The organism is Streptomyces sp. SID14515 (assembly GCF_010548505.1).
Classification (GTDB): domain Bacteria; phylum Actinomycetota; class Actinomycetes; order Streptomycetales; family Streptomycetaceae; genus Streptomyces; species Streptomyces caviscabies.
The window spans coordinates 96472-122158 of the sequence record NZ_JAAGMH010000136.1; the positions used below are offsets into that span (position 1 = coordinate 96472).

The window sequence follows — 25687 nt, forward strand, 5'->3', positions numbered from 1 at the left end:
CACTGGGACTGCGACCCATGACACAGCAGCAGCAGACCGCGGGCGGCGATGTCCGCCTCGCCGGGATCAGCAAGACCTACGGCTCCTTCACCGCCGTACAGCCGCTCGACCTGACCGTGCCGCAGGGCTCCTTCTTCGCCCTGCTCGGCGCGTCCGGCTGCGGCAAGACCACCACCCTGCGAATGATCGCGGGCCTGGAGGAGGCCACCACCGGCACGGTCTTCCTCGGGGACAAGGACATCACCGACCTGCCCCCGTACAAGCGGCCGGTCAACACCGTCTTCCAGAGCTATGCGCTCTTCCCGCACCTGGACATCACCGAGAACGTCGCCTTCGGACTCCGGCGGCGCGGTATCAAGTCGGTGAAGAAGCAGGTCGACGACATGCTGGAGCTGGTCCAGCTCGGCGACTTCGCCCGCCGCAAACCGCACCAGCTCTCCGGCGGCCAGCAGCAGCGCGTCGCCGTCGCCCGCGCCCTCATCAACCACCCGCAGGTCCTGCTGCTCGACGAACCGCTCGGCGCCCTCGACCTCAAGCTCCGCCGCCAGATGCAGCTGGAGCTCAAGCGGATCCAGACCGAGGTCGGCATCACCTTCGTGCACGTCACCCACGACCAGGAGGAGGCCATGACCATGGCCGACACCGTCGCGGTGATGAACGGCGGCCGCGTCGAGCAGCTCGGCGCGCCCGCCGACCTCTACGAGAACCCGCGCACCACCTTCGTCGCCAACTTCCTCGGCACCTCCAACCTCATCGAGGGCGAGATCGTGTCCACGGGCGGCGATCTGGTGGTGGCCGCGGGCGGCGGAAAGCTCACCCTGCCCCGCGAGCGATGTTCGGCCCCGACCACCGCCGGCGGCCGGCTCCTCCTCGGCATCCGGCCCGAGAAGATATCGCTGGCCCACGCGGACGACGCGGACGGCATAGCCGCCGGCCGCAACCGCGTCACCGGCCGCGTCACCGACTCCAGCTTCATCGGCGTCTCCACCCAGTACGTGGTCGAGAGCCCGGCCGGAACGGCCCTCCAGGTGTACGAGCAGAACATCGAGCGCGACACGCGCCTGGTCCCCGGCGCCGAGGTCGTCCTGCACTGGAACCCGGCCCACACCTTCGGACTCGACGCCGCCCAGGACATCGACGCGGGCGCGACCAGCGTGGAGGACGCGGAATGAGCGCCACCGAAGCGCCGCCCGCGCCCACCGCCGAACCCCAGGAGCCGCAGGGGCTGAAGCTCCGCAAGCCCTCCACCCGCAAACGGCTCGTTCCCTACTGGCTGCTGCTGCCCGGCATCCTCTGGCTGCTCGTCTTCTTCGCCCTGCCGCTCGTCTACCAGGCATCCACCTCCGTACAGACCGGCTCGCTGGAGCAGGGCTTCGAGGTCACCTGGCACTTCCAGACGTACGTGGACGCGCTGCGCGAGTACTACCCGCAGTTCATCCGGTCCCTGCTGTACGCGGGCACCGCCACGATCCTGTGCCTGCTGCTGGGCTACCCGCTCGCCTACCTCATCGCGTTCAAGGCGGGCCGCTGGCGCAACCTGGTCCTGGTGCTGGTCATCGCCCCGTTCTTCACCAGCTTCCTCATCCGTACGCTGGCGTGGAAGACGATCCTCGCCGACGGCGGCGCGGTCGTGGACGTGCTCAACACGCTGCACGTCCTGGACGTCACCAGCTGGCTCGGCTGGACCGAGTCCAACCGGGTCCTGGCCACTCCGATGGCCGTCGTCTGCGGCCTCACGTACAACTTCCTGCCGTTCATGATCCTGCCGCTCTACACCTCGCTGGAGCGGATCGACGGCCGGCTGCACGAGGCGGCGGGCGACCTCTACGCCACCCCCGCCACCACCTTCCGCAAGGTGACCTTCCCGCTCTCCATGCCCGGCGTCGTCTCCGGCACCCTGCTGACCTTCATCCCGGCCAGCGGTGACTACGTGAACGCGGAACTCCTCGGCTCCACCGACACCAAGATGGTCGGCAGCGTCATCCAGAGCCAGTTCCTGCGGGTCCTGGACTATCCGACGGCCGCCGCGCTCTCGTTCATCCTCATGGCGATCGTCCTGCTGGCGGTCACCTTCTACATCCGCCGCTCCGGGACGGAGGACCTGGTCTGATGCCCGTACTGCGCTGGATACGCCGGAACCTGATCGTCATCGCGGGTCTGCTGACCCTCGCGTACATGATCCTTCCGAACATCGTCGTGATGGTGTTCTCGTTCAACAAGCCGAACGGGCGTTTCAACTACGCCTGGCAGCGGTTCTCGCTGGACGCCTGGAAGGACCCCTGCGGCGTCGCCGACCTCTGCGGATCCCTTTCGCTCTCGCTCCAGATCGCCTTCTGGGCGACGCTGGGCGCCACCGCGCTCGGCACGGCGGTCGCCTTCGCGCTGGTCCGCTACCGCTTCCGGGCGCGCGGCGCGATCAGCTCGCTGATCTTCCTGCCGATGGCGATGCCCGAGGTCGTCATGGCCGCGTCGCTGCTCACGCTGTTCCTGAACATGGGCGCCCAGCTCGGCTTCTGGACCGTGCTGATCGCGCACATCATGTTCTGCCTCAGCTTCGTGGTGACGGCCGTCAAGGCGCGCGTCATGTCGATGGACCCGAGACTGGAGGAAGCCGCCCGCGACCTGTACGCCGGTCCGGTGCAGACCTTCGTCCGGGTGACCCTTCCGATCGCCGCACCGGGAATCGCGGCGGGAGCACTGCTCGCTTTCGCGCTCTCGTTCGACGATTTCATCATCACGAATTTCAACGCGGGCTCCACCGTCACGTTCCCCATGTTCGTCTGGGGTTCGGCACAGCGCGGCACGCCCGTGCAGATCAACGTCATCGGCACCGCCATGTTCATCATTGCGGTACTGGTGGTTCTCGTCGGCCAGCTGATCGCGAACCGGCGAAAGAGCACCGCTCGAACCTGAAAGTCCTGAAGGAGTTGGAAACCATGGCCCCAGCTGCCATGCGTACTGCCGCACAATCGATCGCCGGCGCCAAGCCGGTCTCCTACTGGCTCGACGACCCGGCCAAACCCGATGCGCTCCCGGCCCTCACCGGCGACGAGCACACCGACCTGCTGGTCATCGGCGGCGGCTACAGCGGACTGTGGACCGCGCTCAGCGCCAAGGAGCGCGACCCGGACCGCGATGTCGTCCTCATCGAGGGGCACGAGGTGGGCTGGGCCGCCTCGGGCCGCAACGGCGGCTTCTGCGCCGCGTCCCTCACCCACGGCCTGGCCAACGGCGTGGAGCGCTGGCCCGACGAGATCGCGAAGCTGGAGGAGCTGGGGGAGCGGAACCTCGACGCGATCGAGGCCGCCGTCGCCCGCTACGGCATCGACTGCGAGTTCGAGCGGACCGGCGAGATCGATGTCGCCACCGAGCCCCACCAGCTCGAAGAGCTGCGGGAATGGCACGAGGGGATCGTGAAGCTCGGCATCACCGGCGTGGACTTCCTGGACCGTGAGGCCCTGCGCGCCGAGGTCGACTCGCCCACCTTCCTCGGCGGGCTCTGGGACCGGCGCGGCGTCGCGATGCTGCACCCGGCGAAGCTCGCCTGGGGCCTGAAGCGGGCCTGCCTGGAGCTCGGCGTACGGATCCACGAGCACACCCGCGGTCTGGACCTCGTCCGCTCCGGTACGGGGATGGCGGTCCGCACCCCGTACGGCCGGATCTTCGCCCGTCGCGTCGCGCTCGGCACCAACATCTTCCCGTCGCTGGTCAAGCGGGTCCGGCCGTACACCGTGCCGGTCTACGACTACGCGCTGATGACCGAGCCGCTCAGCCCCGAGCAGCTGGCGTCCATCGGCTGGAAGGGCCGCCAGGGGCTCGGCGACAGCGCCAACCAATTCCACTACTTCCGGCTTTCCGCCGACAACCGAATCCTGTGGGGCGGATACGACGCGATCTATCCGTACGGAGGCCGGCTCAGCGCCGATCTCGATCAGCGCCCGGAGACGTTCCTGAAACTCGCGGAGCAGTTCTTCGACTGTTTTCCGCAGCTTTCCGGACTGAATTTCTCGCACGCCTGGGGCGGCGCGATCGACACCTGTTCCCGCTTCACGGCTTTCTTCGGAACGGCGCACCAGGGGCGGGTCGCGTACGCCGCCGGATTCACCGGGCTCGGCGTCGGCTCCACCCGCTTCGGCGCCGATGTGATGCTCGACCTCCTCTCCGGCGAGGAGACCGAGCGGACCCGGCTGGAGATGGTCCGCTCCAAGCCGATGCCCTTCCCGCCGGAGCCCTTCGCCTGGGCCGGTATCGAGATCACCAAGCGGTCCCTCGCCCGCGCCGACAGCAACGGCGGGCACCGCAACCTGTGGCTGAAGACCATGGACAAGCTGGGCCTCGGCTTCGACAGCTGACCCAGGTCACCACAGCTGTGACCCAGCTCACTACCAACTAGTAGCCTCAACCCGCGTCATAGTCGGCGCCGACCGCTCTCTCGCCTGTGTACGCACCGCAGAACCCTGCCGGTGTTCACGTCAACGGGAGGCTGGTCATGACTGGCTCGGAAACGAAGGCCGCGGTCGAGTGGCTGACATCGGTGGCACCGGACCCGGCCGCCTGTCGGTGGGAGTGGGAGCGCAATCCCCAGGGGATCGCGCTCCTGCCCGCCGGCAAGCGCTGGGACGTCCTGATCCTCCCGGGCGATCTCGGCTATCCGACGCTCGACGTCCTCACCCGGCTGATCGACCGACCGGGCCCCGTCCTCGCCGACTTCGGCGAGTCCCGCATGGGCTTCTTCGTCCCGCCGGGCACCGTCTCCCGCTGGATCGGCACCGGGATCAGGGGCTGCGGCCAGGGCACCTGGATCGTCGTCCCGTATCCGGGGCGGGCCACCGGGGGAGTGCGCTGGCTGGTCCCGCCGGACGGCTCGGGCACCCTCACCGACGCCGGAATCCTCGAACTCGCGATGCATGAGGCGGCGGGCGCCGCCGCCCGGGACGCCCGGGAGGAGCGACCGGAGGGCTGAGTCGGCCGCCAGAGGTCTTGACAACCTGATTGGTCTGGACCATGTTGTGCGCACGCCACACCCCCAATTTCCCCCTGCGCGGAGGCTGTTGTGGAACGCACCGGACCAACCGTCAGATTTTCCGGACTTCTGGCCGTCTGCTCGGCCACCCTGCTCGCAGCCGCCACGCTGGTCGCCTCCGCCCCGGCGGCGGGCGCCGCCGACGCGGATCTGGTGCGCAACGGCGGCTTCGAGGCAGGCCTGGACGGCTGGAACTGTGCGAATCAGAGCGGGGCGGCCGTCACCGCGCCCAAGCGCAGCGGCGGCTACGCGCTCAAGGCGACCCCGGCCGGCAACGACCACGCCAAGTGCTCCCAGACCATCACCGTCAAGCCCAACTCCTCGTACACGCTGAGCGCCTGGGTGCAGGGCAGCCACGTCTACCTCGGCGCGTCCGGAACCGGCACCACCGACGTCTCCACCTGGACCCAGTCACCCGACGCGTGGAAGCAGCTCACCACCACCTTCACCACCGGCCCCTCCACCACCTCGGTGAGCGTCTACACCCACGGCTGGTACGGCACCCCCGCCCACTACGTCGACGACCTCACCCTCATCGGCCCCGGCGGCGAGCCCGTCGTGGTCCCGGCCGTCCCCGCCGGTCTGAAGACCACCGCGCTCACCTCGTCGTCCGTGGCGCTCTCCTGGAACGCCGTATCGGGTGCGAGCGGCTACAACGTCTACCGCGGCGGTACGAAGGTGGCCACGGCCACCGGCCCGTCCGCCACCGTGACGGGCCTGACGCCCTCCACCGCGTACAGCTTCCAGGTCACCGCCACCAACGCGGCCGGCGAGTCCGCGAAGTCGACGGCGATCACGGCGACCACCACGGCAGGCGGCGGCGGAGGCGGCGACACCAAGCTCCCGGCCCGGGCGCTCGTCGGCTATCTGCACTCCAGCTTCGCCAACGGCTCCGGCTACACGCGGATGGCGGACGTGCCCGACTCCTGGGACGTCATCAACCTCGCCTTCGGCGAGCCCACCTCCGTCACCTCCGGCGACATCCGCTTCGCGCTCTGCCCGGTCGCCGAGTGCCCGAACGTCGAGTCCGAGGCGGAGTTCAAGGCCGCGATCAAGGCCAAGCAGGCGGCGGGCAAGAAGGTGCTGATCTCGATCGGCGGCCAGAACGGACAGGTGCAGCTCGGCACCACCGCCGCCCGGGACGCCTTCGTCACCTCGGTCTCGAAGATCATCGACACCTACGGTCTCGACGGCCTCGACATCGACTTCGAGGGCCACTCGCTCTCGCTGAACACCGGCGACACCGACTTCCGCAGCCCCACCACACCGGTGATCGTCAACCTGATCTCCGCGGTGAAGACCCTCAAAGCGAAGTACGGCCCGGACTTCGTCCTCACGATGGCGCCCGAGACCTTCTTCGTCCAGCTCGGCTACCAGTTCTACGGTTCCGGCCCCTGGGGCGGCCAAGACCCGCGCGCCGGTTCCTATCTGCCGGTCATCCACGCCCTGCGCGACGATCTGACCCTGCTGCACGTCCAGGACTACAACTCGGGCCCGATCATGGGCCTGGACAACCAGTACCACTCGATGGGCGGTGCGGACTTCCACATCGCGATGACCGACATGCTGCTCGCGGGCTTCCCGGTCGCGGGCGACACCAGCCGGGTCTTCCCGGGCCTGCGCCCCGACCAGGTCGCCATCGGCCTCCCGGCCTCCACCCAGGCGGGCAACGGCCACACCTCACCGGCCGAGGTCGACAAGGCGCTCGACTGCCTGATCAAGAAGACCTCCTGCGGCTCCTACCAGACCCACGGCACCTGGTCCGACCTGCGCGGCCTGATGACCTGGTCGATCAACTGGGACCGCTTCAACAACTGGGAGTTCAGCCGGAACTTCGACGCCTACTTCGGCAGCTGACCCACCACAGGGGCGCCAGCACCAACGGCCCCAGGCACCAACTGGCCAGCACGTCCAGCGGCCAGTGGTAGCCGTGCAGCACCAGACCGATGCCCGTCGCCGTGGTCAACAGGATCGCGGCGACGGGCATCATCCACGTCCGGGGCCAGGACGCCTCACGCAGCCACGCCGGGCGCGGCAGTGCCAGCAGCACCAGGGCCGAGGCCCCGTACGCCACGGCGGCCGTCGCCGTATGACCGGACGGGTAGTAGTTGACCGCCTCGGTCAGCGGGCCCTGCCGGGCGGTGGCCACCTTCAGCGGGATCACCAGCGCGGGCACCGCCGCCATGGTGAGGGCCGCGTACACGGCGAGCCGCAGGGCGCGGCACCACAGGGCGTACGCGATCACGACGGTCAGCACGGGAAGCGCCACCGCCGTCCCGCCGAGATCGGAGAGAACCTGGGTCAGCGCGGCCGGGCCCCGCCCGAAGAGCTTCGGGCCCACCCGCTCGTCCAGCCGCAGCAGCGGACCGTCGACGGCGACCTGCCAGGTGATCAGCGCGAAGAGGACCGCGAGCAGACCGAGGAAGCCGGAGACGTATCCGGAAACGAGGGGGGCCGGCCACCCGGGAACAGGGGGGGTTGTTCCGGGATGGCCGGCGAGATCGGTTCGCCGCGCGCCCCGGGGGGTGTGGGGCGGGCGGCCGTCCGATCGGTGAGGAGTCCCGGAGCCGGAGGCTCCGGTGTGCGCGAACGCACGCCCCGGACGGCGCTGGGGAAGCCCCGGCCCGGAGTCGGCCGCGATGTCCCGCGACCGAGGTGTTTCTCTCATCTGCAGAAACCGTACGGCAGCGGAAGGGCGGCGGACAGTCGCCACCGCCTCCCGCCATCGCCCCCGCACACGTTCTTCACAGGCCCTCACCCGGATGCCGGACGGAAGCGGCGAAAGACCGCCCCGTCCGCATTCCGGTTCGCTGAGATCTTCGACGGATCAGAGCTGACCGAAAGCCTGCTCGATCAGGTCGAGGCCCTCGTTCAGCAGGTCCTCGCCGATCACCAGCGGCGGCAGGAAGCGCAGGACGTTGCCGTACGTCCCGCAGGTGAGGACGAGCAGCCCCTCGGCGTGGCAGGCCTTCGCGAGCGCGCCGGCCGCCTCCGGGTTCGGGTCCTTGGTGCCGGACTTCACGAGCTCGATCGCGATCATCGCGCCGCGGCCGCGGATGTCGCCGATGATGTCGCCGTTCGGGAGCTTCGCCCGCATCTCCGCGAGGCGGCCCTTCATGACCTCCTCGATCCGCTTGGCCTTCCCGTTCAGGTCCAGCTCGCGCATCGTCTCGATGGCCCCGAGCGCACCGGCGCAGGCCACCGGGTTCCCGCCGTACGTACCGCCCAAGCCGCCCGCGTGCGCGGCGTCCATGATCTCGGCGCGGCCGGTCACGGCGGACAGCGGCAGACCGCCCGCGATGCCCTTGGCGGTGGTGATCAGGTCCGGGACGATGCCCTCGTCCTCGCAGGCGAACCACTGGCCGGTACGGCAGAAGCCGGACTGGATCTCGTCCGCGACGAACACGATGCCGTTGTCCTTGGCGAACTGCGCGATCGCCGGGAGGAAGCCCTTGGCGGGCTCGATGAAGCCGCCCTCGCCGAGCACCGGCTCGATGATGATCGCGGCGACGTTGTCCGCGCCGATCTGCTTGGTGATCTCGTCGATGGCCTGCGCGGACGCCTCGGCCCCGGCGTTCTCGGCACCGGTCAGCCAGCGGTAGCCGTAGGCGACCGGGACACGGTAGACCTCGGGCGCGAACGGGCCGAAGCCCTGCTTGTACGGCATGTTCTTCGCCGTCATGCCCATGGTGAGGTTCGTGCGGCCGTGGTAGCCGTGGTCGAAGACGACGACGGCGGTGCGCTTGGTGTAGGCGCGGGCGATCTTCACCGCGTTCTCCACGGCCTCGGCGCCCGAGTTGAACAGCGCGGACTTCTTCGCGTGGTCGCCCGGCGTCAGCTCGGCGAGCTGCTCGCAGACCTCGACGTACCCCTCGTACGGCGTGACCATGAAACAGGTGTGGGTGAAGTCCGCGAGCTGCGCGGAGGCGCGGCGCACGACGGCCTCGGCGGACGCGCCGACGGAGGTCACGGCGATCCCGGACCCGAAGTCGATCAGCCGGTTGCCGTCCACGTCCTCGATGATCCCGCCGCCCGCACGGGCGGTGAACACCGGCAGGGTGGAGCCCACACCTGCGGCGACGGCCGCGACACGGCGAGCCTGCAGCTCGACCGACTTCGGGCCGGGGATGGCAGTGACGACGCGGCGCTCCTGCGGGATTGCGGTCATGAGGGGCTCCTGGGGGGGTGTTTCGGACGCTGTTCTTCGCGGACGCTTTTCTTTCTGCAGGCTAGGGGCGGGGGAGGGGTGCGGGCATGCTCCGATCGGGAGTGGTGGGGGTGTGTCCTTGTCCTTGGCGGACAGATGGCGGGATGAGGCGGTCCGGGAACCGGGAATGACCATGAAGCGCTGAATCCGGGTACTAGATTGAGCGACTGCACCGAGATACCGCCTGGGCACGTCAGGGGAGCAGTGGCAATGGGCACCGAGGGCACGTACGACCCGCAGCGTGAGCAGGGCGGGCAGGGTGCGGACGATGCCGGCACGCGGTGGCTCGGCCATTCCCACGGGAGCGATGCCGCCGCCCGAGTGCCCCGTCCCACGCCGCCTCCGCCGCCGATGCCCCCGCTCCCGCCCCGGTCGCCCGCGGCGGTCTTCGATGTGCGGCACTGGCTCCGGGCGCATCGCGCGGACGCGGAGCCGGGCCTCTGGCGGTACGAGTACCGGCCGAGGCCGACCGGAGGCTCCGACGAGGTGCCCACCCGCGCTCTGGTCGTCGGCGCGCTCATCTCGATCGTCTGCGGGATCTTCGCGTGGGCGGTCTGGAGCACCGACTACATCGCGGTGCAGCGCCTCCCCCTGAAACTGTTCACCCCCTCCGACTGGTGGCGCGGTGAACCCGGACAGCCCGCGCGCACCGCCAGCGCCGTCTACAACAGCCTCTTCGCCGCCGTCCTGATCTATTTCTGCGGCAGGCTCGGCAACTGGCCGGCGCTGTACCGAAGGCTCGTGCTGGACCGGCCGCAGCCGGGCCGGGCGCTGGCCGCCGCGCTCACGGGCCTCCTGGTGGTGTGGATCGTCCTGGCGACGAACCTGCTCCCCTTCTTCTACGCGGCCCTTCACCTGCTGGTGCCCGTGTCCGTGCTCCGCGGGGACCCGGGCGTGGCTGCCGTGGTGGGAGTGGCTATCTACGCACTGATCGCGACGGCCCTGCTGTGGCCGTTCGCCCGGACGGGCGGCTGGCTGCAGCTCTCCCGGAAGCCCGGCCCCGCCGTTGCCCCTCCCGAGACCGAGACCGGGCCCGAGCCGAGGGAAGATCCCGCCGGGTGGCCGCGGCTGCGGGCGGCGGGGCAGCCCGGAGCCGCCGACCGGCTGGCTGCCGAGGTCGCGGGCGAGCGGTTGAACGACGTCGACTGCGCGAGGATCGACCATGCGTGGTCGCGTGTGGAGGCGGGCGCCCTTTCTCCCGGAGCTTTCGTCGACGGAGTGATGAAGCAGGGGGCGGCGGCCTGTCTGCATCCTTCCGGCGAACGCGACCTCCCGGTCCGCGCTGCCACCCACGATCTGCTGACCGCGCAGGTGAAGGTGGGCGTCTACGCGGAACACCCGCGCAATCCTTCCGCCCGGCGAGGCGCGGGAGCGGCTCTCGACCCTTCCGTGCTCGGCACCTCGCTCCTGGCCGTCGGACCCCACGGCTCCGACCGGACCCGACGCCTGGTGAGGCCGGTGGTGGAGTCGCTGTCCCTTCAGGCGCTGGCCGGGCGGGCGGCCGTGGTCGTCGTCGCCGCCCAGGGCGCCGATCTGGGCCCCGAGGACTCCTACGACGTCGTGGTGAAGATCGGTGACGCCGACTCGGTGTACGACCTCGATCTGTACGGCGGGATCACCGACCCCGACGAGGCCGCGATGCTCCTGTCCGAGGCCTTCACCGGTGATCTGCCGGACGTGGACAGCCGCCGGGCCGCCGTCACTCTGGGCCAATTGATCGGCCCCTTCAACGCCGCCCGCGGACGGTATCCGTCGCTGCCGGAACTCCGAGAGCTCCTCGACGGCGGCCGTCCGGCACTGGACCTGCTCCGCGGGGGCCTCCACGCGGAGGAGCACCGTTCCTATCTGCGGGAAGTCGACGCGCGCGAGCGCCAACTGGGTACGTCCGCGGACCTCAGCGGGGTGCTCGCGGACCGCATCGCCTTTCTCGACCGGCCCGCCTTCAGCGCGTTCTTCGACACCCGGGGCCGGTCACGGCCCTTCTCGCTGCGAGCCCTGGAGCATCCGGTCCGCGTCCGGATCGTGCTGCCGGAGCGGAGCCACCCCGAGGCTTCGCGCATTCTCACCCGGCTGGTCTTCGCGCAGTTCGTGTCCAGCGTCGGTGCGCGTCGTGACGCGTCGCTGTTCGCTGCGCTCGTGCTCGACGACGCCGCGAGCGCGATGACCACCGATTCGGTCCGGGCCCTGCAGCGCCTGCGGCAGCTGAACGCCGGAGCCGTCCTGGCGGTGCGATCCCTGGACGACGTGGGGCCGCATCTGCATGCCGCGCTGCTCGGCGCGGTCGGCTGCCTGATGACGTTCCCCGGCATCACCACCTGGGAAGGCAAGCGGTTCGCCGAGGCCTGGGGCAAGGAATGGGTCGAGACCCGCGAGGTCGCCCAGCACACGGTCTTCGCCGACCAGCCGTTCACCCGCGCCCTGCACGCCCTGCGCAAGCTCGTCACCGGCAAGGCCGTGACCACGGACGCGGTGACCGTACGGCAGGTCGAGCGGGAGCGCTGGTCGGCCTCGGAGCTGGCCTACTCCGTCCCCGCCGGGCACGCGGTCCTCTCCCTCACGACCGTCCAGGGCGAGCACGCACCCCCTCTCCTCGTCCGCCTCGACGGCTGAGACGCCTACCGGGAAGTAACGCGCCGGGCCACGGAGAGCGGTTACCCGCACCCTGCCGCCCTGGCAGAATCGGAGACAGCCGTTCATACGGGACGGCGCAATGCGGAGCCGTCGCGGCCGGGGATCCGGCCGTCCGTACGGCGGCGCCGTGACCTCGTCCCCGACCTTGAGGGTTCCCCGCCCATGCCCCCCACGCTCGCCTCGCTCGTCCAGCACTCGGCGCTCAAGCTCACCGTGCGGGCGGGCGCGGACCGGCTCGGCACGCCTGTGCGGTGGGCCCACGCCAGCGAGCTCGCCGACCCCGTCCCGTACATGGACGGCGGCGAACTCCTCCTGGTGACCGCCACCAACCTCGACGCCGAGAACGCCGAGACCATGCGGCGGTACGTGCGACGGCTGGCCGGAGCCGGGGTCGCCGGGGTCGGGTTCGGGGTCGGGGTGAACTACGAGGACATCCCGGCCGCCCTCGTGGACGCCGCCGAGGAGGCCGGGTTGCCGCTTCTCGAAGTGCCCCGCCGCACCCCGTTCCTCGCCATCAGCAAGGCCGTCTCCGCCGCCATCGCCGCCGACCAGTACCGCGCGGTCACCGCCGGCTTCGAGGCTCAGCGCGAGCTGACCAGGGCCGCGCTCGCCGGGGACGGGCCCGCCGATCTCCTCGCCCGGCTCGCCGCCCACATCGACGGCTGGGCCGCCCTGTACGACACCTCCGGCGCGGTCCTCGCCGCCGCCCCGGACTGGGCCGCCCGCCGCGCCGCCCGCCTCACCCCCGACGTCGAACGCCTCCGGGACAGACCCGCCCCCGCCAGCGTCGTCGTCGGCGACAACGAGGACCGGGTCGAGCTCCAGTCGCTGGGCACCGGCCGCCGGGCCCGCGGCGCGCTCGCCGTCGGCACCGGAGCCGCACTGGGCACCGCCGAGCGGTACGCCGTGCACTCCGCCGTCGCCCTGCTCACCCTCACCACCGCCCGCTCCCGCTCCCTCCAGGGCGCCGAACAGCGCCTGGGCGCCGCCGTCCTGCGCATGCTGCTCGCCGGGCAGCCCGACCACGCGCGGGCCGTCGCCGGGGACCTCTACGGCGGGCTGCTCGACGCCCCGTTCCGGCTGCTCATCGCCGAGACGGCCGTACCCGCCGGGTCCGAACTGCTCACCGAGACCATGGAGGCCGCCGCCGCCCGCTCCGGCGAGGCGCTGCTGATGGTCCCCGAGGGCGACCGCGTCGTCGTGCTCGCCGCGGACGGCGGCTCCGCCGTCGCCGCCTGCGCCTCCTACGCCGAGGCCCAGGACGACCGCGCCCCGCGCGAGGGCGGCGCCGAGGACAGCGACGTCGTGGTGGGGCTCTCCGCGCCCTCCGGCCCGATCGCCGTCGCCGCCGCGTACAAGCAGGCCGAACAGGCCCTCTCCGTCGCCCGCCGCCGGGGCAGGGCGCTGGTCGAGCACGAGGAGCTGGCCGCCGGATCCGTACTGCCGCTGCTCGCCGACGACGCGGTACGGGCCTTCGCCGACGGCATGCTCCGCGCGCTGTACGAGCACGACGCCAAGGGCCGCGGCGACCTCGTGGCCTCCCTGCGCGCCTGGCTCTCCCGCCACGGCCAGTGGGACGCCGCCGCCGCCGACCTGGGCGTGCACCGGCACACCCTGCGCTACCGGATGCGCCGGGTGGAGGAGATCCTCGGCCGCTCGCTGGACGACCCGGACGTCCGCATGGAGCTGTGGCTCGCCCTCAAGACGACCGAGGCGGCGACGCCCGCCGAGGAGTGAGCCGCCGCGCCGGACCGGTATTGCAACGACCGGTCCAAAACCCTAGAGTGCTGCCATGGCCCGACCGAGACAGTTCGACGAGGAACGGGCCCTGGACGCCGCGATGCGCGCATTCTGGGAGTACGGCTACGAGGCCACCTCCACCCAGGACCTGTGCGCCGCCACGGGGCTGGGGCGCAGCAGCATCTACAACACCTTCAGCAGCAAGCGCGAGCTGTTCTCGCGCTCGCTCGCGCGCTACCTGGACACCATGGCCGACGCCCAGGACGCCGTGCTGGAGGACGCCACCCGCCCGCCCGTCGAGCGGGTGCGCGCCCTGTTCGACAAGATCGTGGCCGATGAGTTCGACCACCGCCCCGGCGGCCGCAGCCTCGGCTGCCTGGGCGTCAACAGCACGGTGGAGCTGGCGGCCCGCGACCCCGAGGCCGCTCGGCTCCTGGACCGCGACGCCGCCCGCCGGCTGCGGACCCTGTCCGCCGTCATCGCCGCCGGGCAGCGCGACGGTTCCATCGCCGCCACGCGGGGCCCCGACGCCCTCGCCCGGTATGTCAACGCCGTCATCGGCGGCATGCGCGTCACCGCCCAGGGCGGAGCCGACCGCGCCGCGGTCCAGGCCGTCGCCGACACGGCCATGGACGCCCTGACCCGCTGAAGGTCACCCCGCCCGCCTGCCGTGTGAAGGCGGGCCGACCCATGCCCAAGTTTTGAACCGATCCATACAAAACAACGTCCGCGTACCGCACGCACCTACAGGGGGAACTCCGTGCCTCGTGCCGTCCACGTACTGGCCTTCGGCATCTTCGCCATGGTCACCAGCGAATTCGTCGTCGCCGGGCTGATGCCGCAGATGGCCGAAGGCCTCGGCGTCACCGTCCCGCAGATCGGCTACCTGATCACCGTCTTCGCCCTCTCCATGGCGCTCGGCGGCCCGCTGCTCTCCATCGCCCTGCTGCGGCTCCCGCCGAAGACCGCGCTGATGGTCCTCTTCCCGCTCTTCCTGGCCGGCAACGTGCTGGCCGCCACCGCGTCCGGCTACCCGGCGATGGTGGTCGCGCGCATCATCACCGGGGTCGTGTCCCAGGCCTTCTTCGGCGTCGCGATCTCGCTCGGCTCCCAGCTCACCCGCCCCGAGATACGCGGCCGGGCCGTGGCGGTCATCCTCAACGGGCTGATGCTCGGCACCCTGCTGGGGCTGCCGCTGGCCACCCTCACCGGCGAACGGTACGGCTGGCGAGCCGCGTTCTGGGCCATCTCCGCGCTGACGGTCGCCGCCGCCCTGTGCACCGCGATCGGCGTACGCCGGACGGGCCGGCCGGAGGGCAGCGGCACCTTCCGCTCCGAGCTGACCGCCTTCCGCGCACCCCGGCTCTGGCTCACCCTGCTGACCAGCACGATGGTCATCGGCGCGACCTTCTCCGCCTTCAGCTACCTCAACCCGATCCTCACCCGGGTCACCGGATTCTCCTCGGGCACGGTCCCGCTGCTGCTCCTGGCGTACGGCGCCGCCACCGTCATCGGCAACACCGTCGTCGGTCGGCTGGCCGACCGCCACACCCTCCGCGTCCTGCTCGGCGGCCTGTCCCTGAACGCCGCGTTCCTGGCCGGATTCGCCCTGCTGGCCCGGTTCGAGGCCTGGGCGGTGCTGTGCATGCTGGGCATCGGCCTCGTCGGGGTCACCATGAACCCGGCCCTGGTCACGCGGGTGCAGCGGACCGGCAACGCCCGCCCGCTCGTCAACACCGTGCACAGCTCCTTCATCACCCTCGGCGTGGTCCTCGGCTCCGCACTGGGCGGCCTGGGCCTCGACCGCTTCGGCCTGCGGGCCCCGCTCTGGCTCGGCGCGGGCCTCGCGGTGACCGGCCTGCTCACCCTCGTACCGGATCTGCTGCGGCGTACGGAGAAGCCGGGGAGGCCCGGAGAGGCCGGACCGGGCGGCCCCTCCGCCAATTCGGAGCACCCGGCACCCGCTCCGCTCCACGCCGGACAAACGCCCTGAGCGCCTCCCCGCCCTACCGTGGGACCACAGAGGGGAGCCTTCCGGGCGCCCACGACGTACGTGACCACCTCCTCACCGCATCCTCACGACCTCCGAAGGGCCGGAACCTCCATGACTTCGCCCCACGCCTTCTGGGTGGCCGGCCGCCGGGCCACCGGTGCCGACAGCTTCGACGTCACCAACCCGTACGACGGACGCCTCGTCGGCACCGTCAGCGTGCCGACCGACGCCCAGGTCGAGGAGGCCGTCGCCGCCGCCCACGCCGTACGCGACGAGTTCGCCGCCACCCCGGCGCATGTCCGGGCCGCGGCCCTCGACCACGTCGTACGGCGGCTGACGGAGCGCACCGAGGAGATCGCCCAGCTGATCTCGGCGGAGAACGGCAAGCCGATCAAGTGGGCGCGCGGCGAGGTCGGCCGGGCCGTGTCCGTGTTCCGGTTCGCCGCCGAGGAGGCCCGCCGCTTCAACGGCGGAGAGGCCCAGCGGCTCGACACCGACCTCGGCGGCACCGGCCGCCTCGGGCTGGTCCGCCGCTTCCCGCGCGGGGCCGTCCTCGGCATCGCGCCTTTCAATTTCCCCCTCAACCTCAGCGCCCACAAGGTGGCCCCGGCCATCGCCGTCGGCGCGCCGATCATCCTGAAGCCGGCCCCGGCCACCCCGATCTCCTCCCTCATCCTGGGCGAGCTGCTGGCCGAGACCGACCTCCCGGCCGGCTCCTGGTCCGTCCTGACGGTCCCGAACGACAAGATGCCCGCCCTGGTCCAGGACGAGCGGCTGCCGGTCATCTCCTTCACTGGCTCCGGCCCGGTCGGCTACGCGATCATGGAGTCGGTGCCCCGCAAGCACTGCACCCTGGAGCTCGGCGGCAACGGCGCGGCGGTCGTCCTCGGCGACTACGCCTCGGACGCGGACCTCGACTGGGCCGCCACCCGGATCGCCACCTTCTCCAACTACCAGGGCGGCCAGTCCTGCATCTCGGTGCAGCGCGTCATCGCCGACGCCTCGGTCTACGACCGACTGGTCCCGAAGATCGTCGCCGCCGTCGAGGCCCTGGTCACCGGCGACCCGGCCGACGCCACGACCGACGTCGGCCCGCTCGTCAGCGAGGACGCGGCCAAGCGCGTCGAGTCCTGGGTCGACGAGGCCGTCCAGGGCGGCGCGGAACTCCTCACCGGCGGCAAGCGCGACGGCGCCACCTACGCCCCGACGGTCCTGGCCGGCCTCCCCGACGACGTGAAGCTCTCCTGCGAAGAGGTCTTCGGCCCGGTCATGTCGCTCCAGAAGGTCGACGGCGAGGCCGAGGCGTTCGCCGCCGTCAACTCCTCCAAGTACGGCCTCCAGGCCGGCGTCTTCACCCACGACCTCCAGACCGCCTTCCGCGCCCACCGCGCCCTGGAGGTCGGCGGCGTGATCATCGGCGACGTCCCCTCGTACCGCGCCGACCAGATGCCGTACGGCGGCGCGAAGCAGTCCGGCGTCGGCCGCGAGGGCGTCCGCTACGCCATGGACGACTACACCTACGAGCGCGTCCTGGTCCTCACAGGCCTCGCCCTGTAACACCCCGGACGACCCCGCCCGCGCCCCCGCCTGGACAGCGGGTGCGGGCGGGGGCGCGAAACGGACGGCCCGAACCCACTGTGCGGGGGTTCGGGCCGTCCGCGTGTTCGTGCGCGGGGGCTGGTGCGGGTGCCGAACCACGGGTACACGGGTTACATACGGACCAGTAAGCAGCGACTAGCAGTCCGCGCGTCCAGGTCCAGGTGCCCATCCGTCCGGTGACGCGCGGCGAGGTGAGGTCCCTCATGTCCGCACCACACAACACCCCCCAGGTGCCCAAGGCCCCCAAGGTGACCGAACGCGAAGCGCGGCGGGTCGCCGAGGCCGCCCGGGAGCAGGACTGGCGCAAGCCCAGCTTCGCCAAGGAGCTGTTCCTCGGGCGCTTCCGGCTCGACCTGATCCACCCGCACCCCCTGCCGCCGCCCGACGACATCCGGCGCGGCGAGGAGTTCCTGGCGCGGCTGCGGGCGTTCTGCGAGGCACACATCGACAGTGCGCGGATCGAGCGCGAGGCGAGGATCCCCGACGAGGTGATCAGCGGGCTCAAGGAGCTCGGCGCGCTCGGGATGAAGATCGAGACCAAGTACGGCGGGCTCGGACTCACCCAGGTGTACTACAACAAGGCGCTCGCCCTCGTCGGCTCCGCCAGCCCCGCGATCGGCGCGCTGCTCTCCGCGCATCAGTCGATCGGCGTACCGCAGCCCCTGAAGATCTTCGGCACCCAGGAGCAGAAGGATGTCTTCCTGCCCCGGCTGGCCACCACCGACATCTCCGCCTTCCTGCTGACCGAACCGGACGTCGGCTCCGACCCGGCCCGCCTCGCCACCTCCGCGGTGCCCGACGGGCCGGACTACGTCCTGGACGGGGTGAAGCTCTGGACCACCAACGGGGTCGTCGCCGATCTGCTCGTGGTCATGGCCCGGGTGCCCGCCTCCGAGGGGCATCCCGGCGGCATCACCGCGTTCGTCGTCGAGGCCGACGCACCGGGCGTCACCGTGGAGCACCGCAACGCCTTCATGGGCCTGCGCGGCATCGAGAACGGCGTCACCCGCTTCCACCGGGTCCGGGTCCCCGGCGCCTGCCGGATCGGGCCCGAGGGGGCCGGGCTGAAGATCGCCCTGACCACCCTCAACACCGGCCGCCTCTCGCTGCCCGCGATGTGCGTGGGCGTGGGCAAGTGGTCCCTGAAAATCGCCCGCGAATGGTCCGCCGTACGCGAGCAGTGGGGCCGGCCGGTCGCCAAGCACGAGGCGGTCGGTACGAAGATCTCGTTCATCGCGGCCACCACCTTCGCCCTGGAGGCCATCGTCGACCTCTCCTCGCAGATGGCCGACGAGGACCGCAACGACATCCGTATCGAGGCCGCCCTCGCCAAGCTGTACGGCTCCGAGATGGGCTGGCTGATCGCCGACGAACTGGTCCAGATCCGCGGCGGGCGCGGATTCGAGACCGCCGAGTCGCTGGCCGCGCGCGGGGAGCGGGCCGTACCGGCCGAGCAGATGCTCCGCGACATGCGCATCAACCGGATCTTCGAGGGCTCCACCGAGATCATGCACCTGCTGATCGCCCGCGAGGCCGTCGACGCCCACCTCAAGGTCGCGGGCGACATCATCGACCCCGACAAGCCGCTCGCCGACAAGGCCAGGGCGGGCGCCAACGCGGCCGGGTTCTACGCCCGCTGGCTGCCTCAGCTGGTGACGGGCGCCGGGCAACTCCCGCGTACGTACGGTGAGTTCCACCCGGCCGGGCACCGCGACCTCTCCGGCCACCTCCGGTTCGTCGAGCGGTCCTCGCGCAAGCTCGCCCGGTCGACCTTCTACGCCATGTCCCGCTGGCAGGGCCGGATGGAGACCAAGCAGGGCTTCCTCGGCCGGATCGTCGACATCGGCGCGGAACTCTTCGCGATGAGCGCCGCCTGCGTCCGCGCCGAGCACCTGCGCAGTGCGGGGGAGCACGGGCGGGAGGCGTACCAGCTCGCCGACGCCTTCTGCCGGCAGTCCCGCATCCGGGTGGAGGAGTTGTTCGGCCGCCTGTGGTCCAACACCGACGACCTCGACCGGCGCGTCGTCGACGGCGTGCTGTCGGGTACGTACACCTGGCTGGAGGAGGGCGTCGTCGACCCCAGCGGCGAAGGCCCCTGGATCGCGGACGCCACCCCCGGACCCTCCGTCCAGGAGAACCGGCACCGGCCGGTGCGTTAGGGGCTGTCCTACGGGGTGCGTCCACCGCGTCCACGCACCGGACGCACCCCGTACGCCCCACCCGCCGCAGGGCAGGATGAGGGCCGTGACCGTCATCGACATCCCCGGCTCCAAGTCCGTCACCGCCCGCGCCCTCTTCCTGGCCGCCGCCGCGGACGGCACCACCACCCTCCTGCGGCCGCTGCGTTCGGACGACACCGAGGGCTTCGCCGAAGGGCTGAAGAGCCTCGGGTACGCGGTCACGCAGGAGGCCGACCGCTGGCATGTCGAGGGCCGCCCGGCCGGGCCCGCCGCCCCCGAGGCCGACGTCTACTGCCGCGACGGCGCGACCACCGCCCGCTTCCTGCCCACCCTCGTCGCGGCCGCCGCCTCCGGCACGTACCGCTTCGACGCCTCCGCCCAGATGCGCCGCCGCCCCCTCGCCCCGCTCACCCGGGCCCTCACCGCCCTCGGCGTCGACCTGCGCCACGGAGAAGCGGAAGGGCACCATCCGCTGACGGTGCGCGCCGCCGGGATCGAGGGCGGCGAGATCGACCTGGACGCGGGGGAGTCCTCCCAGTACCTCACCGCGCTGCTGATGCTCGGACCGCTCACCGCGAAGGGTCTGCGCATCGAGGTCGGCGAGCTGGTCTCCGCGCCGTACGTCGAGATCACCCTCGCGATGATGCGCGACTTCGGCGTGCGGGTGGAGCGGGAGGGGAACACCTTCACCGTGCCTCCCGGCGGCTACCGGGCCACCGCCTACGCCGTCGAGCCCGACGCCTCCACCGCGAGCTACTTCTTCGCCGCCGCAGCCCTCACCGGCCGCGAGGTCACCGTCCCCGGCCTCGGCACCGGCGCGCTCCAGGGCGATCTGCGCTTCGTCGACGTCCTGCGGGACATGGGCGCCGAGGTGGCGGTGGGCGCCGACGCCACCATCGTCCGCTCCACCGGCCGGCTGCGCGGCCTCACCGTCAACATGCGCGACATCTCCGACACCATGCCGACCCTCGCCGCCATCGCGCCGTACGCGGACGGGCCCGTACGGATCGAGGACGTCGCCAACACCCGGGTCAAGGAGTGCGACCGGCTGGAGGCGTGCGCCGAGAACCTGCGCGCCATGGGCGTCACCGTGCACACCGGGCCCGACTGGATCGAGATCCACCCCGGCACGCCGAAGCCCACCGGGATCGCCACCCACGGCGACCACCGCATCGTGATGTCCTTCGCCGTCGCCGGACTGCGCACACCGGGTCTGACGTACGACGACCCCGGCTGCGTACGCAAGACGTTCCCGCGCTTCCACGAGGTCTTCCAGGACTTCGCGGACGGCCTTGTGGCGCGCTGACCGGAGGAGGCGGCGCGACCCGCACGGGACGCGCTGTCCCCACGCACAGCCGGAGCGGCAACAATGGGGGCATGAGCGACAGCCCCGCCCCCCTCGCCGATCCGCATCTCATCTTCGACGCCGCGGACGGCCGCCGGGATCTCGTGATCCTCGGCTCCACCGGGTCCATCGGCACCCAGGCCATCGACCTGGTCCTGCGCAACCCCGACCGCTTCCGGGTCACGGCGCTCTCGGCCGCAGGCGGCCGGGTCGCGCTGCTGGCCGAGCAGGCCCGCCGACTGCGCGTGAACACGGTCGCCGTCGCCGCCGAGGACGCGGTCCCCGCCCTGCGCGAGGCGCTGCGGGAACAGTACGGGGCCGGGGAGCCGCTCCCCGAGATCCTGGCCGGACCCGACGCGGCCACCACCCTCGCCGGAAGCGCCTGCCACACCGTGCTCAACGGCATCACCGGCTCCATCGGGCTCGCCCCGACCCTGGCCGCGCTGAAGGCCGGCCGCACGCTCGCCCTCGCCAACAAGGAGTCGCTGATCGTCGGCGGCCCGCTGGTGAAGGCGCTCGCCGCCCCCGGCCAGATCATCCCGGTCGACTCCGAGCACGCCGCGCTCTTCCAGGCGCTGGCCGCCGGCACCCGCGCCGATGTCCGCAAGCTCGTCGTCACCGCGTCCGGCGGACCCTTCCGGGGCCGTACGCGCGCGGAACTGGCCGACGTCACCCGGGAGCAGGCACTCGCCCACCCGACCTGGGCGATGGGCCCGGTGATCACCATCAACTCCGCGACCCTGGTCAACAAGGGACTGGAGGTCATCGAGGCGCACCTCCTCTACGACGTCCCGTTCGACCGGATCGAGGTCGTGGTCCACCCGCAGTCCTACGTGCACTCCATGGTCGAGTTCAGCGACGGCTCCACGCTCGCCCAGGCCACCCCGCCGGACATGGGCGGCCCCATCGCCATCGGTCTCGGCTGGCCCCAGCGGGTCCCGGACGCGGCCCCCGCCTTCGACTGGTCGAAGGCCTCCAGCTGGGAGTTCTTCCCGCTGGACACCGAGGCCTTCCCGTCGGTCGGTCTCGCCCGGCACGTCGGCACGCTCGGCGGCACCGCGCCGGCCGTTTTCAACGCGGCGAACGAGGAATGCGTCGACGCCTTCCTCGCCGGACAGCTGCCCTTCAACGGAATCATGGATACGGTCACCGCTGTGGTGTCCGAACACGGCACCCCCGCCCCGGGAACCTCGCTCAGCGTCGCGGACGTCCTCGAAGCGGAAACCTGGGCCCGCTCACGGGCCCGGGAACTCTCGGCGAAAGCGACAGCGGAGGCGCGCGCATGAGTCTGACCTCGGTCCTGCTGACGGTCCTGGGGATCGCCGTCTTCGTCGTGGGCCTGCTCTTCTCCATCGCCTGGCACGAGCTGGGCCACCTCTCCACGGCCAAGATGTTCGGCATCCGGGTGCCGCAGTACATGGTCGGCTTCGGCCCGACGATCTGGTCGAAGAAGAAGGGCGACACGGAGTACGGCATCAAGGCCATCCCGGCCGGCGGCTACATCCGCATGATCGGGATGTTCCCGCCCGGACCCGACGGCCGCCTCGAAGCCCGCTCCACCTCCCCGTGGCGCGGCATGATCGAGGACGCCCGCTCCGCCGCCTTCGAGGAGCTGGAGCCGGGCGACGAGAAGCGGCTCTTCTACACGCGCAAGCCGTGGAAGCGCGTCATCGTGATGTTCGCCGGCCCCTTCATGAACCTGATCCTCGCGGTCGCCATCTTCATGGGCGTCGCGATGACCTTCGGCTTCCAGACCCAGACCACCGAGGTCGGCGGCGTCCAGCAGTGCGTGATCGCGCAGAGCGAGAACCGCCAGAAGTGCAAGCCCACCGACGACGTCTCGCCGGCCAAGGCCGCCGGGCTCCAGGAGGGCGACAAGATCGTCGCCTTCGCCGGGACGAAGGTCGACGACTGGGCGACGCTCTCGGACCGCATCCGCGAGACGGTCGGCCCCGCCGCCATCGTCGTCGAACGCGACGGCAAGGAAGTGACCCTCAACGCCGTCCTGCTCAAGAACGACGTCGCCGAGAAGGACAGCAACGGCGAGGTCATCCCGAAGAAGTTCGTCAAGGCGGGCTACCTCGGCTTCGCCGCGAAGACCGAGATCGTGCCGCTCGGCTTCGGCGATTCCGTCGTCCGCATGGGCGACATGATCGAGAACGGCGTCGACTCGATCATCGCCCTGCCCGGCAAGATCCCGGCCCTGTGGGACGCCGCCTTCAGCGACGGTGAACGCGCCGACGACTCGCCGGTCGGCGTGGTGGGCGCGGCCCGGATCGGCGGCGAGGTGATGAACCTCGACATCCCGGCGCAGAACCAGGTCGCGATGATGCTGTTCCTGCTCGCGGGCTTCAACCTCTCGCTGTTCCTGTTCAACATGCTCCCGCTGCTCCCGCTCGACGGCGGGCACATCGCGGGCGCGCTCTGGGAGTCGCTGCGGCGCAATCTGGCCAAGGTCTTCCGGCGCCCCGACCCGGGCCCGTTCGACGTGGCCCGGCTGATGCCGGTCGCCTATGTGGTCGCCGGACTCTTCATCTGCTTCACGCTGCTGGTCCTGGTGGCCGACATCGTGAACCCCGTCAAGATCACCTGATCGTCCCTTCCGTCCCACGGGTTGCGGCCGGGCACACGCGTTGTGTCCGGCCGCTCACCAATGGGTGGACATGTCGACACGGTGCGGCCGTCCCGGCTCCGGTGCCGTAACCTCGAAGGCTGGAGCCCGCCGATCTCGGGACCTTGATCCACACCTTGGGGATGCACAGCGCATGACTGCGATTTCTCTCGGAATGCCGGCCGTTCCGACCAAGCTCGCCGACCGAAGGGTCAGCCGACAGATCCAGGTCGGCACGGTCGCGGTCGGCGGCGACGCACCCGTATCCGTGCAGTCGATGACGACGACACGTACGTCGGACATCGGCGCGACGCTCCAGCAGATCGCCGAGCTGACGGCGTCCGGCTGCCAGATCGTCCGGGTCGCGTGCCCGACGCAGGACGACGCCGACGCCCTCGCCACGATCGCCCGGAAGTCGCAGATCCCGGTGATCGCCGACATCCACTTCCAGCCGAAGTACGTCTTCGCCGCGATCGACGCGGGCTGCGCGGCGGTCCGGGTGAACCCGGGCAACATCAAGCAGTTCGACGACAAGGTCAAGGAGATCGCGAAGGCGGCCTCCGAGACCCGCACCCCGATCCGGATCGGCGTCAACGCCGGCTCCCTGGACGCGCGGCTGTTGAAGAAGTACGGCAAGGCCACCCCCGAGGCGCTCGTCGAGTCGGCCCTCTGGGAGGCGTCGCTCTTCGAGGAGCACGGCTTCGGCGACATCAAGATCTCGGTCAAGCACAACGACCCGGTCGTCATGGTCAACGCCTACCGCCAGCTCGCCGCCCAGAGCGACTACCCGCTGCACCTCGGCGTCACCGAGGCCGGACCGGCGTTCCAGGGCACCATCAAGTCGGCCGTCGCCTTCGGCGCCCTGCTCTCCGAGGGCATCGGCGACACCATCCGCGTCTCGCTCTCGGCCCCGCCGGCCGAGGAGGTCAAGGTCGGACTCCAGATTCTGGAGGCGCTGAACCTCAAGCAGCGCCGCCTGGAGATCGTCTCCTGCCCGTCCTGCGGCCGCGCCCAGGTCGACGTCTACAAGCTCGCCGACCAGGTCAGCGCCGGACTGGAGGGCATGGAGGTCCCGCTCCGCGTCGCCGTCATGGGCTGTGTCGTCAACGGCCCCGGCGAGGCCCGCGAGGCCGACCTCGGCGTCGCCTCCGGCAACGGCAAGGGCCAGATCTTCGTGAAGGGCGAGGTCATCAAGACCGTCCCCGAGTCGAAGATCGTCGAGACCCTCATCGAAGAGGCCATGAAGATCGCCGAGCAGATGGAGAAGGACGGCATCGCGTCCGGCGAGCCCCAGGTCTCCATCGGCGCCTGACCAGCCCCTTTCCACATCTTCACCGCCCCGCCCGGCCCCGTGCCCGGCGGGGCGGCGGCGTACCGGGGCCCGTCCAGGAAAGCGGGCTCCCGGACTCGAGCGGCGTTCGAGGGCCGTGTTGGGTACAGTGCGGAAATCAGCAGACCGCATGGTGAGGCCCCCTCGTGTTGACGCAGACCACCACCCGGGTCCTCGAACCCAGCGACCTCGGCGCCGCGCTCGCCATCCTGGAGAGCGAGCCCGTGGCCAACGCCTTTGTGACGTCCCGCGTGCAGGTCGCGGGACTCGACCCGTGGCGCCTCGGCGGCGAGATGTGGGGCTGGTACGCCGACGGCAGGCTCCGCTCCCTGTGCTACTCCGGCGCCAACCTCGTCCCCATCTGCGCCGGCCCCGAGGCCGTGCGCGCCTTCGCCGACCGGGCCCGCCGGGCAGGCCGCCGCTGCTCCTCCATCGTCGGCCCCGCCGAACCCACCACCCAGCTGTGGCGGCTCCTCGAACCCAGCTGGGGCCCCGCCCGCGAGGTCCGCGGCAACCAGCCCCTCATGGTCACCGAGAGCCTCTCCGCCGACGTCACGCCCGACCCGCTCGTCCGCCGCATCCGCAAGGACGAGACCGAGATCCTGATGCCGGCCTGCGTGGCGATGTTCACCGAGGAGGTCGGCATCTCCCCGCTCGCCGGCGACGGCGGCCTCCTCTACCAGGCCCGCGTCGCCGAACTCATCGGCACCGGCCGCTCCTTCGCCCGCATCGACGACGGCAAGGTCGTCTTCAAGGCGGAGATCGGCGCGGCCACCTCCCAGGCCTGCCAGATCCAGGGCGTCTGGGTCGCCCCCGAACACCGCGGCAAGGGCCTCTCCGAAACGGGCATGGCCGCCGTCCTGCGCTACGCCCTGGCCGACGTCGCCCCCGTCGTCAGCCTGTACGTGAACGACTACAACACCCCCGCCCGCAAGGCCTACCGCCGCGTCGGCTTCCGCGAGGTCGGCGCGTTCATGAGCGTCCTGTTCTGAGCCGCCACGCTTACCCGGGCGTCCGCCCCGGCCAGT

General features: G+C 71.2%; 19 protein-coding genes. 17 read left to right on the forward strand and 2 right to left on the reverse strand.

Going from position 1 to position 25687, the window contains the following annotated elements:
* Positions 1–17 precede the first annotated feature (17 nt).
* From G3I54_RS33045 to G3I54_RS33070, 6 genes are all read left to right on the forward strand, one after another.
* Positions 18–1172, forward strand: coding sequence for an ABC transporter ATP-binding protein (locus G3I54_RS33045; RefSeq protein ID WP_164620166.1), 1155 nt, complete (start codon positions 18–20; stop codon positions 1170–1172).
* Positions 1169–2110 carry an ABC transporter permease gene (locus tag G3I54_RS33050; RefSeq protein WP_164620167.1) on the forward strand — a complete coding sequence of 314 codons (942 nt, stop codon included), beginning with the start codon at positions 1169–1171 and terminating at the stop codon, positions 2108–2110. The genes G3I54_RS33045 and G3I54_RS33050 overlap by 4 nt, the downstream gene beginning before the upstream one ends.
* Positions 2110–2913 (forward strand): ABC transporter permease, encoded by an 804-nt coding sequence (locus tag G3I54_RS33055; RefSeq protein ID WP_164620170.1) that lies wholly within the window; start codon positions 2110–2112, stop codon positions 2911–2913. Before G3I54_RS33050 ends, G3I54_RS33055 begins: the two co-directional genes overlap by 1 nt.
* Before the next feature lie 23 nt (positions 2914–2936).
* Positions 2937–4352 (forward strand): FAD-binding oxidoreductase, encoded by a 1416-nt coding sequence (locus G3I54_RS33060; protein ID WP_164620172.1) that lies wholly within the window; start codon positions 2937–2939, stop codon positions 4350–4352.
* Positions 4353–4489: 137 nt separating this feature from the next.
* Positions 4490–4963 (forward strand): hypothetical protein, encoded by a 474-nt coding sequence (locus G3I54_RS33065; RefSeq protein ID WP_164620175.1) that lies wholly within the window; start codon positions 4490–4492, stop codon positions 4961–4963.
* A 90-nt stretch (positions 4964–5053) separates the two neighbouring features.
* Positions 5054–6880 carry a glycoside hydrolase family 18 protein gene (locus G3I54_RS33070; RefSeq protein WP_164620177.1) on the forward strand — a complete coding sequence of 609 codons (1827 nt, stop codon included), beginning with the start codon at positions 5054–5056 and terminating at the stop codon, positions 6878–6880.
* Here G3I54_RS33070 and G3I54_RS33075 read toward each other — a convergent pair.
* Positions 6846–7691 carry a phosphatase PAP2 family protein gene (locus G3I54_RS33075; RefSeq protein ID WP_164620179.1) on the reverse strand — a complete coding sequence of 282 codons (846 nt, stop codon included), beginning with the start codon at positions 7689–7691 and terminating at the stop codon, positions 6846–6848. The genes G3I54_RS33070 and G3I54_RS33075 overlap by 35 nt on opposite strands.
* Positions 7692–7850: 159 nt before the next feature.
* The gene (gabT, locus tag G3I54_RS33080) at positions 7851–9191 is read right to left on the reverse strand and encodes a 4-aminobutyrate--2-oxoglutarate transaminase (protein WP_164620181.1); all 1341 of its coding nucleotides are present in this window, start codon (positions 9189–9191) and stop codon (positions 7851–7853) included.
* 249 nt (positions 9192–9440) lie between these two features.
* Here gabT and G3I54_RS33085 point away from each other — a divergent pair, with 249 nt between their 5' ends.
* The 11 genes from G3I54_RS33085 to G3I54_RS33135 all read left to right on the forward strand — a co-directional run bounded on the left by G3I54_RS33085 (position 9441) and on the right by G3I54_RS33135 (position 25651).
* On the forward strand, positions 9441–11840 hold the full coding sequence (locus G3I54_RS33085) for an ATP/GTP-binding protein (protein WP_164620183.1): 2400 nt from the start codon (positions 9441–9443) through the stop codon (positions 11838–11840).
* A 183-nt stretch (positions 11841–12023) separates the two neighbouring features.
* Positions 12024–13598: a PucR family transcriptional regulator gene (locus G3I54_RS33090; RefSeq protein WP_164620185.1), complete on the forward strand. Its 1575-nt coding sequence runs from the start codon at positions 12024–12026 to the stop codon at positions 13596–13598.
* Positions 13599–13653: 55 nt separating this feature from the next.
* Positions 13654–14250 carry a TetR/AcrR family transcriptional regulator gene (locus G3I54_RS33095; RefSeq protein ID WP_164620187.1) on the forward strand — a complete coding sequence of 199 codons (597 nt, stop codon included), beginning with the start codon at positions 13654–13656 and terminating at the stop codon, positions 14248–14250.
* Positions 14251–14361: 111 nt separating this feature from the next.
* Positions 14362–15594 (forward strand): MFS transporter, encoded by a 1233-nt coding sequence (locus tag G3I54_RS33100; protein ID WP_164620189.1) that lies wholly within the window; start codon positions 14362–14364, stop codon positions 15592–15594.
* A gap of 111 nt (positions 15595–15705) precedes the next feature.
* Positions 15706–17151: an aldehyde dehydrogenase family protein gene (locus tag G3I54_RS33105; protein ID WP_164620191.1), complete on the forward strand. Its 1446-nt coding sequence runs from the start codon at positions 15706–15708 to the stop codon at positions 17149–17151.
* A 245-nt stretch (positions 17152–17396) separates the two neighbouring features.
* The gene (locus G3I54_RS33110; RefSeq protein WP_164620193.1) at positions 17397–19352 is read left to right on the forward strand and encodes an acyl-CoA dehydrogenase family protein; all 1956 of its coding nucleotides are present in this window, start codon (positions 17397–17399) and stop codon (positions 19350–19352) included.
* A gap of 85 nt (positions 19353–19437) precedes the next feature.
* A complete protein-coding gene (gene aroA / locus G3I54_RS33115; protein WP_164620195.1) occupies positions 19438–20679 on the forward strand; it encodes a 3-phosphoshikimate 1-carboxyvinyltransferase in 1242 nt (413 codons plus the stop codon).
* 71 nt (positions 20680–20750) lie between these two features.
* Positions 20751–22004, forward strand: a complete 1254-nt coding sequence (gene dxr, locus G3I54_RS33120) for a 1-deoxy-D-xylulose-5-phosphate reductoisomerase (protein ID WP_164620197.1) — start codon at positions 20751–20753, stop codon at positions 22002–22004.
* On the forward strand, positions 22001–23311 hold the full coding sequence (locus G3I54_RS33125; protein WP_164620199.1) for a site-2 protease family protein: 1311 nt from the start codon (positions 22001–22003) through the stop codon (positions 23309–23311). The genes dxr and G3I54_RS33125 overlap by 4 nt, the downstream gene beginning before the upstream one ends.
* Positions 23312–23483: 172 nt before the next feature.
* Positions 23484–24641, forward strand: a complete 1158-nt coding sequence (gene ispG / locus G3I54_RS33130) for a flavodoxin-dependent (E)-4-hydroxy-3-methylbut-2-enyl-diphosphate synthase (RefSeq protein WP_030629615.1) — start codon at positions 23484–23486, stop codon at positions 24639–24641.
* A 164-nt stretch (positions 24642–24805) separates the two neighbouring features.
* Entirely contained in the window at positions 24806–25651 is an 846-nt protein-coding gene (locus tag G3I54_RS33135; RefSeq protein ID WP_073774648.1) for a GNAT family N-acetyltransferase, read from the forward strand.
* Positions 25652–25687 lie beyond the last annotated feature (36 nt).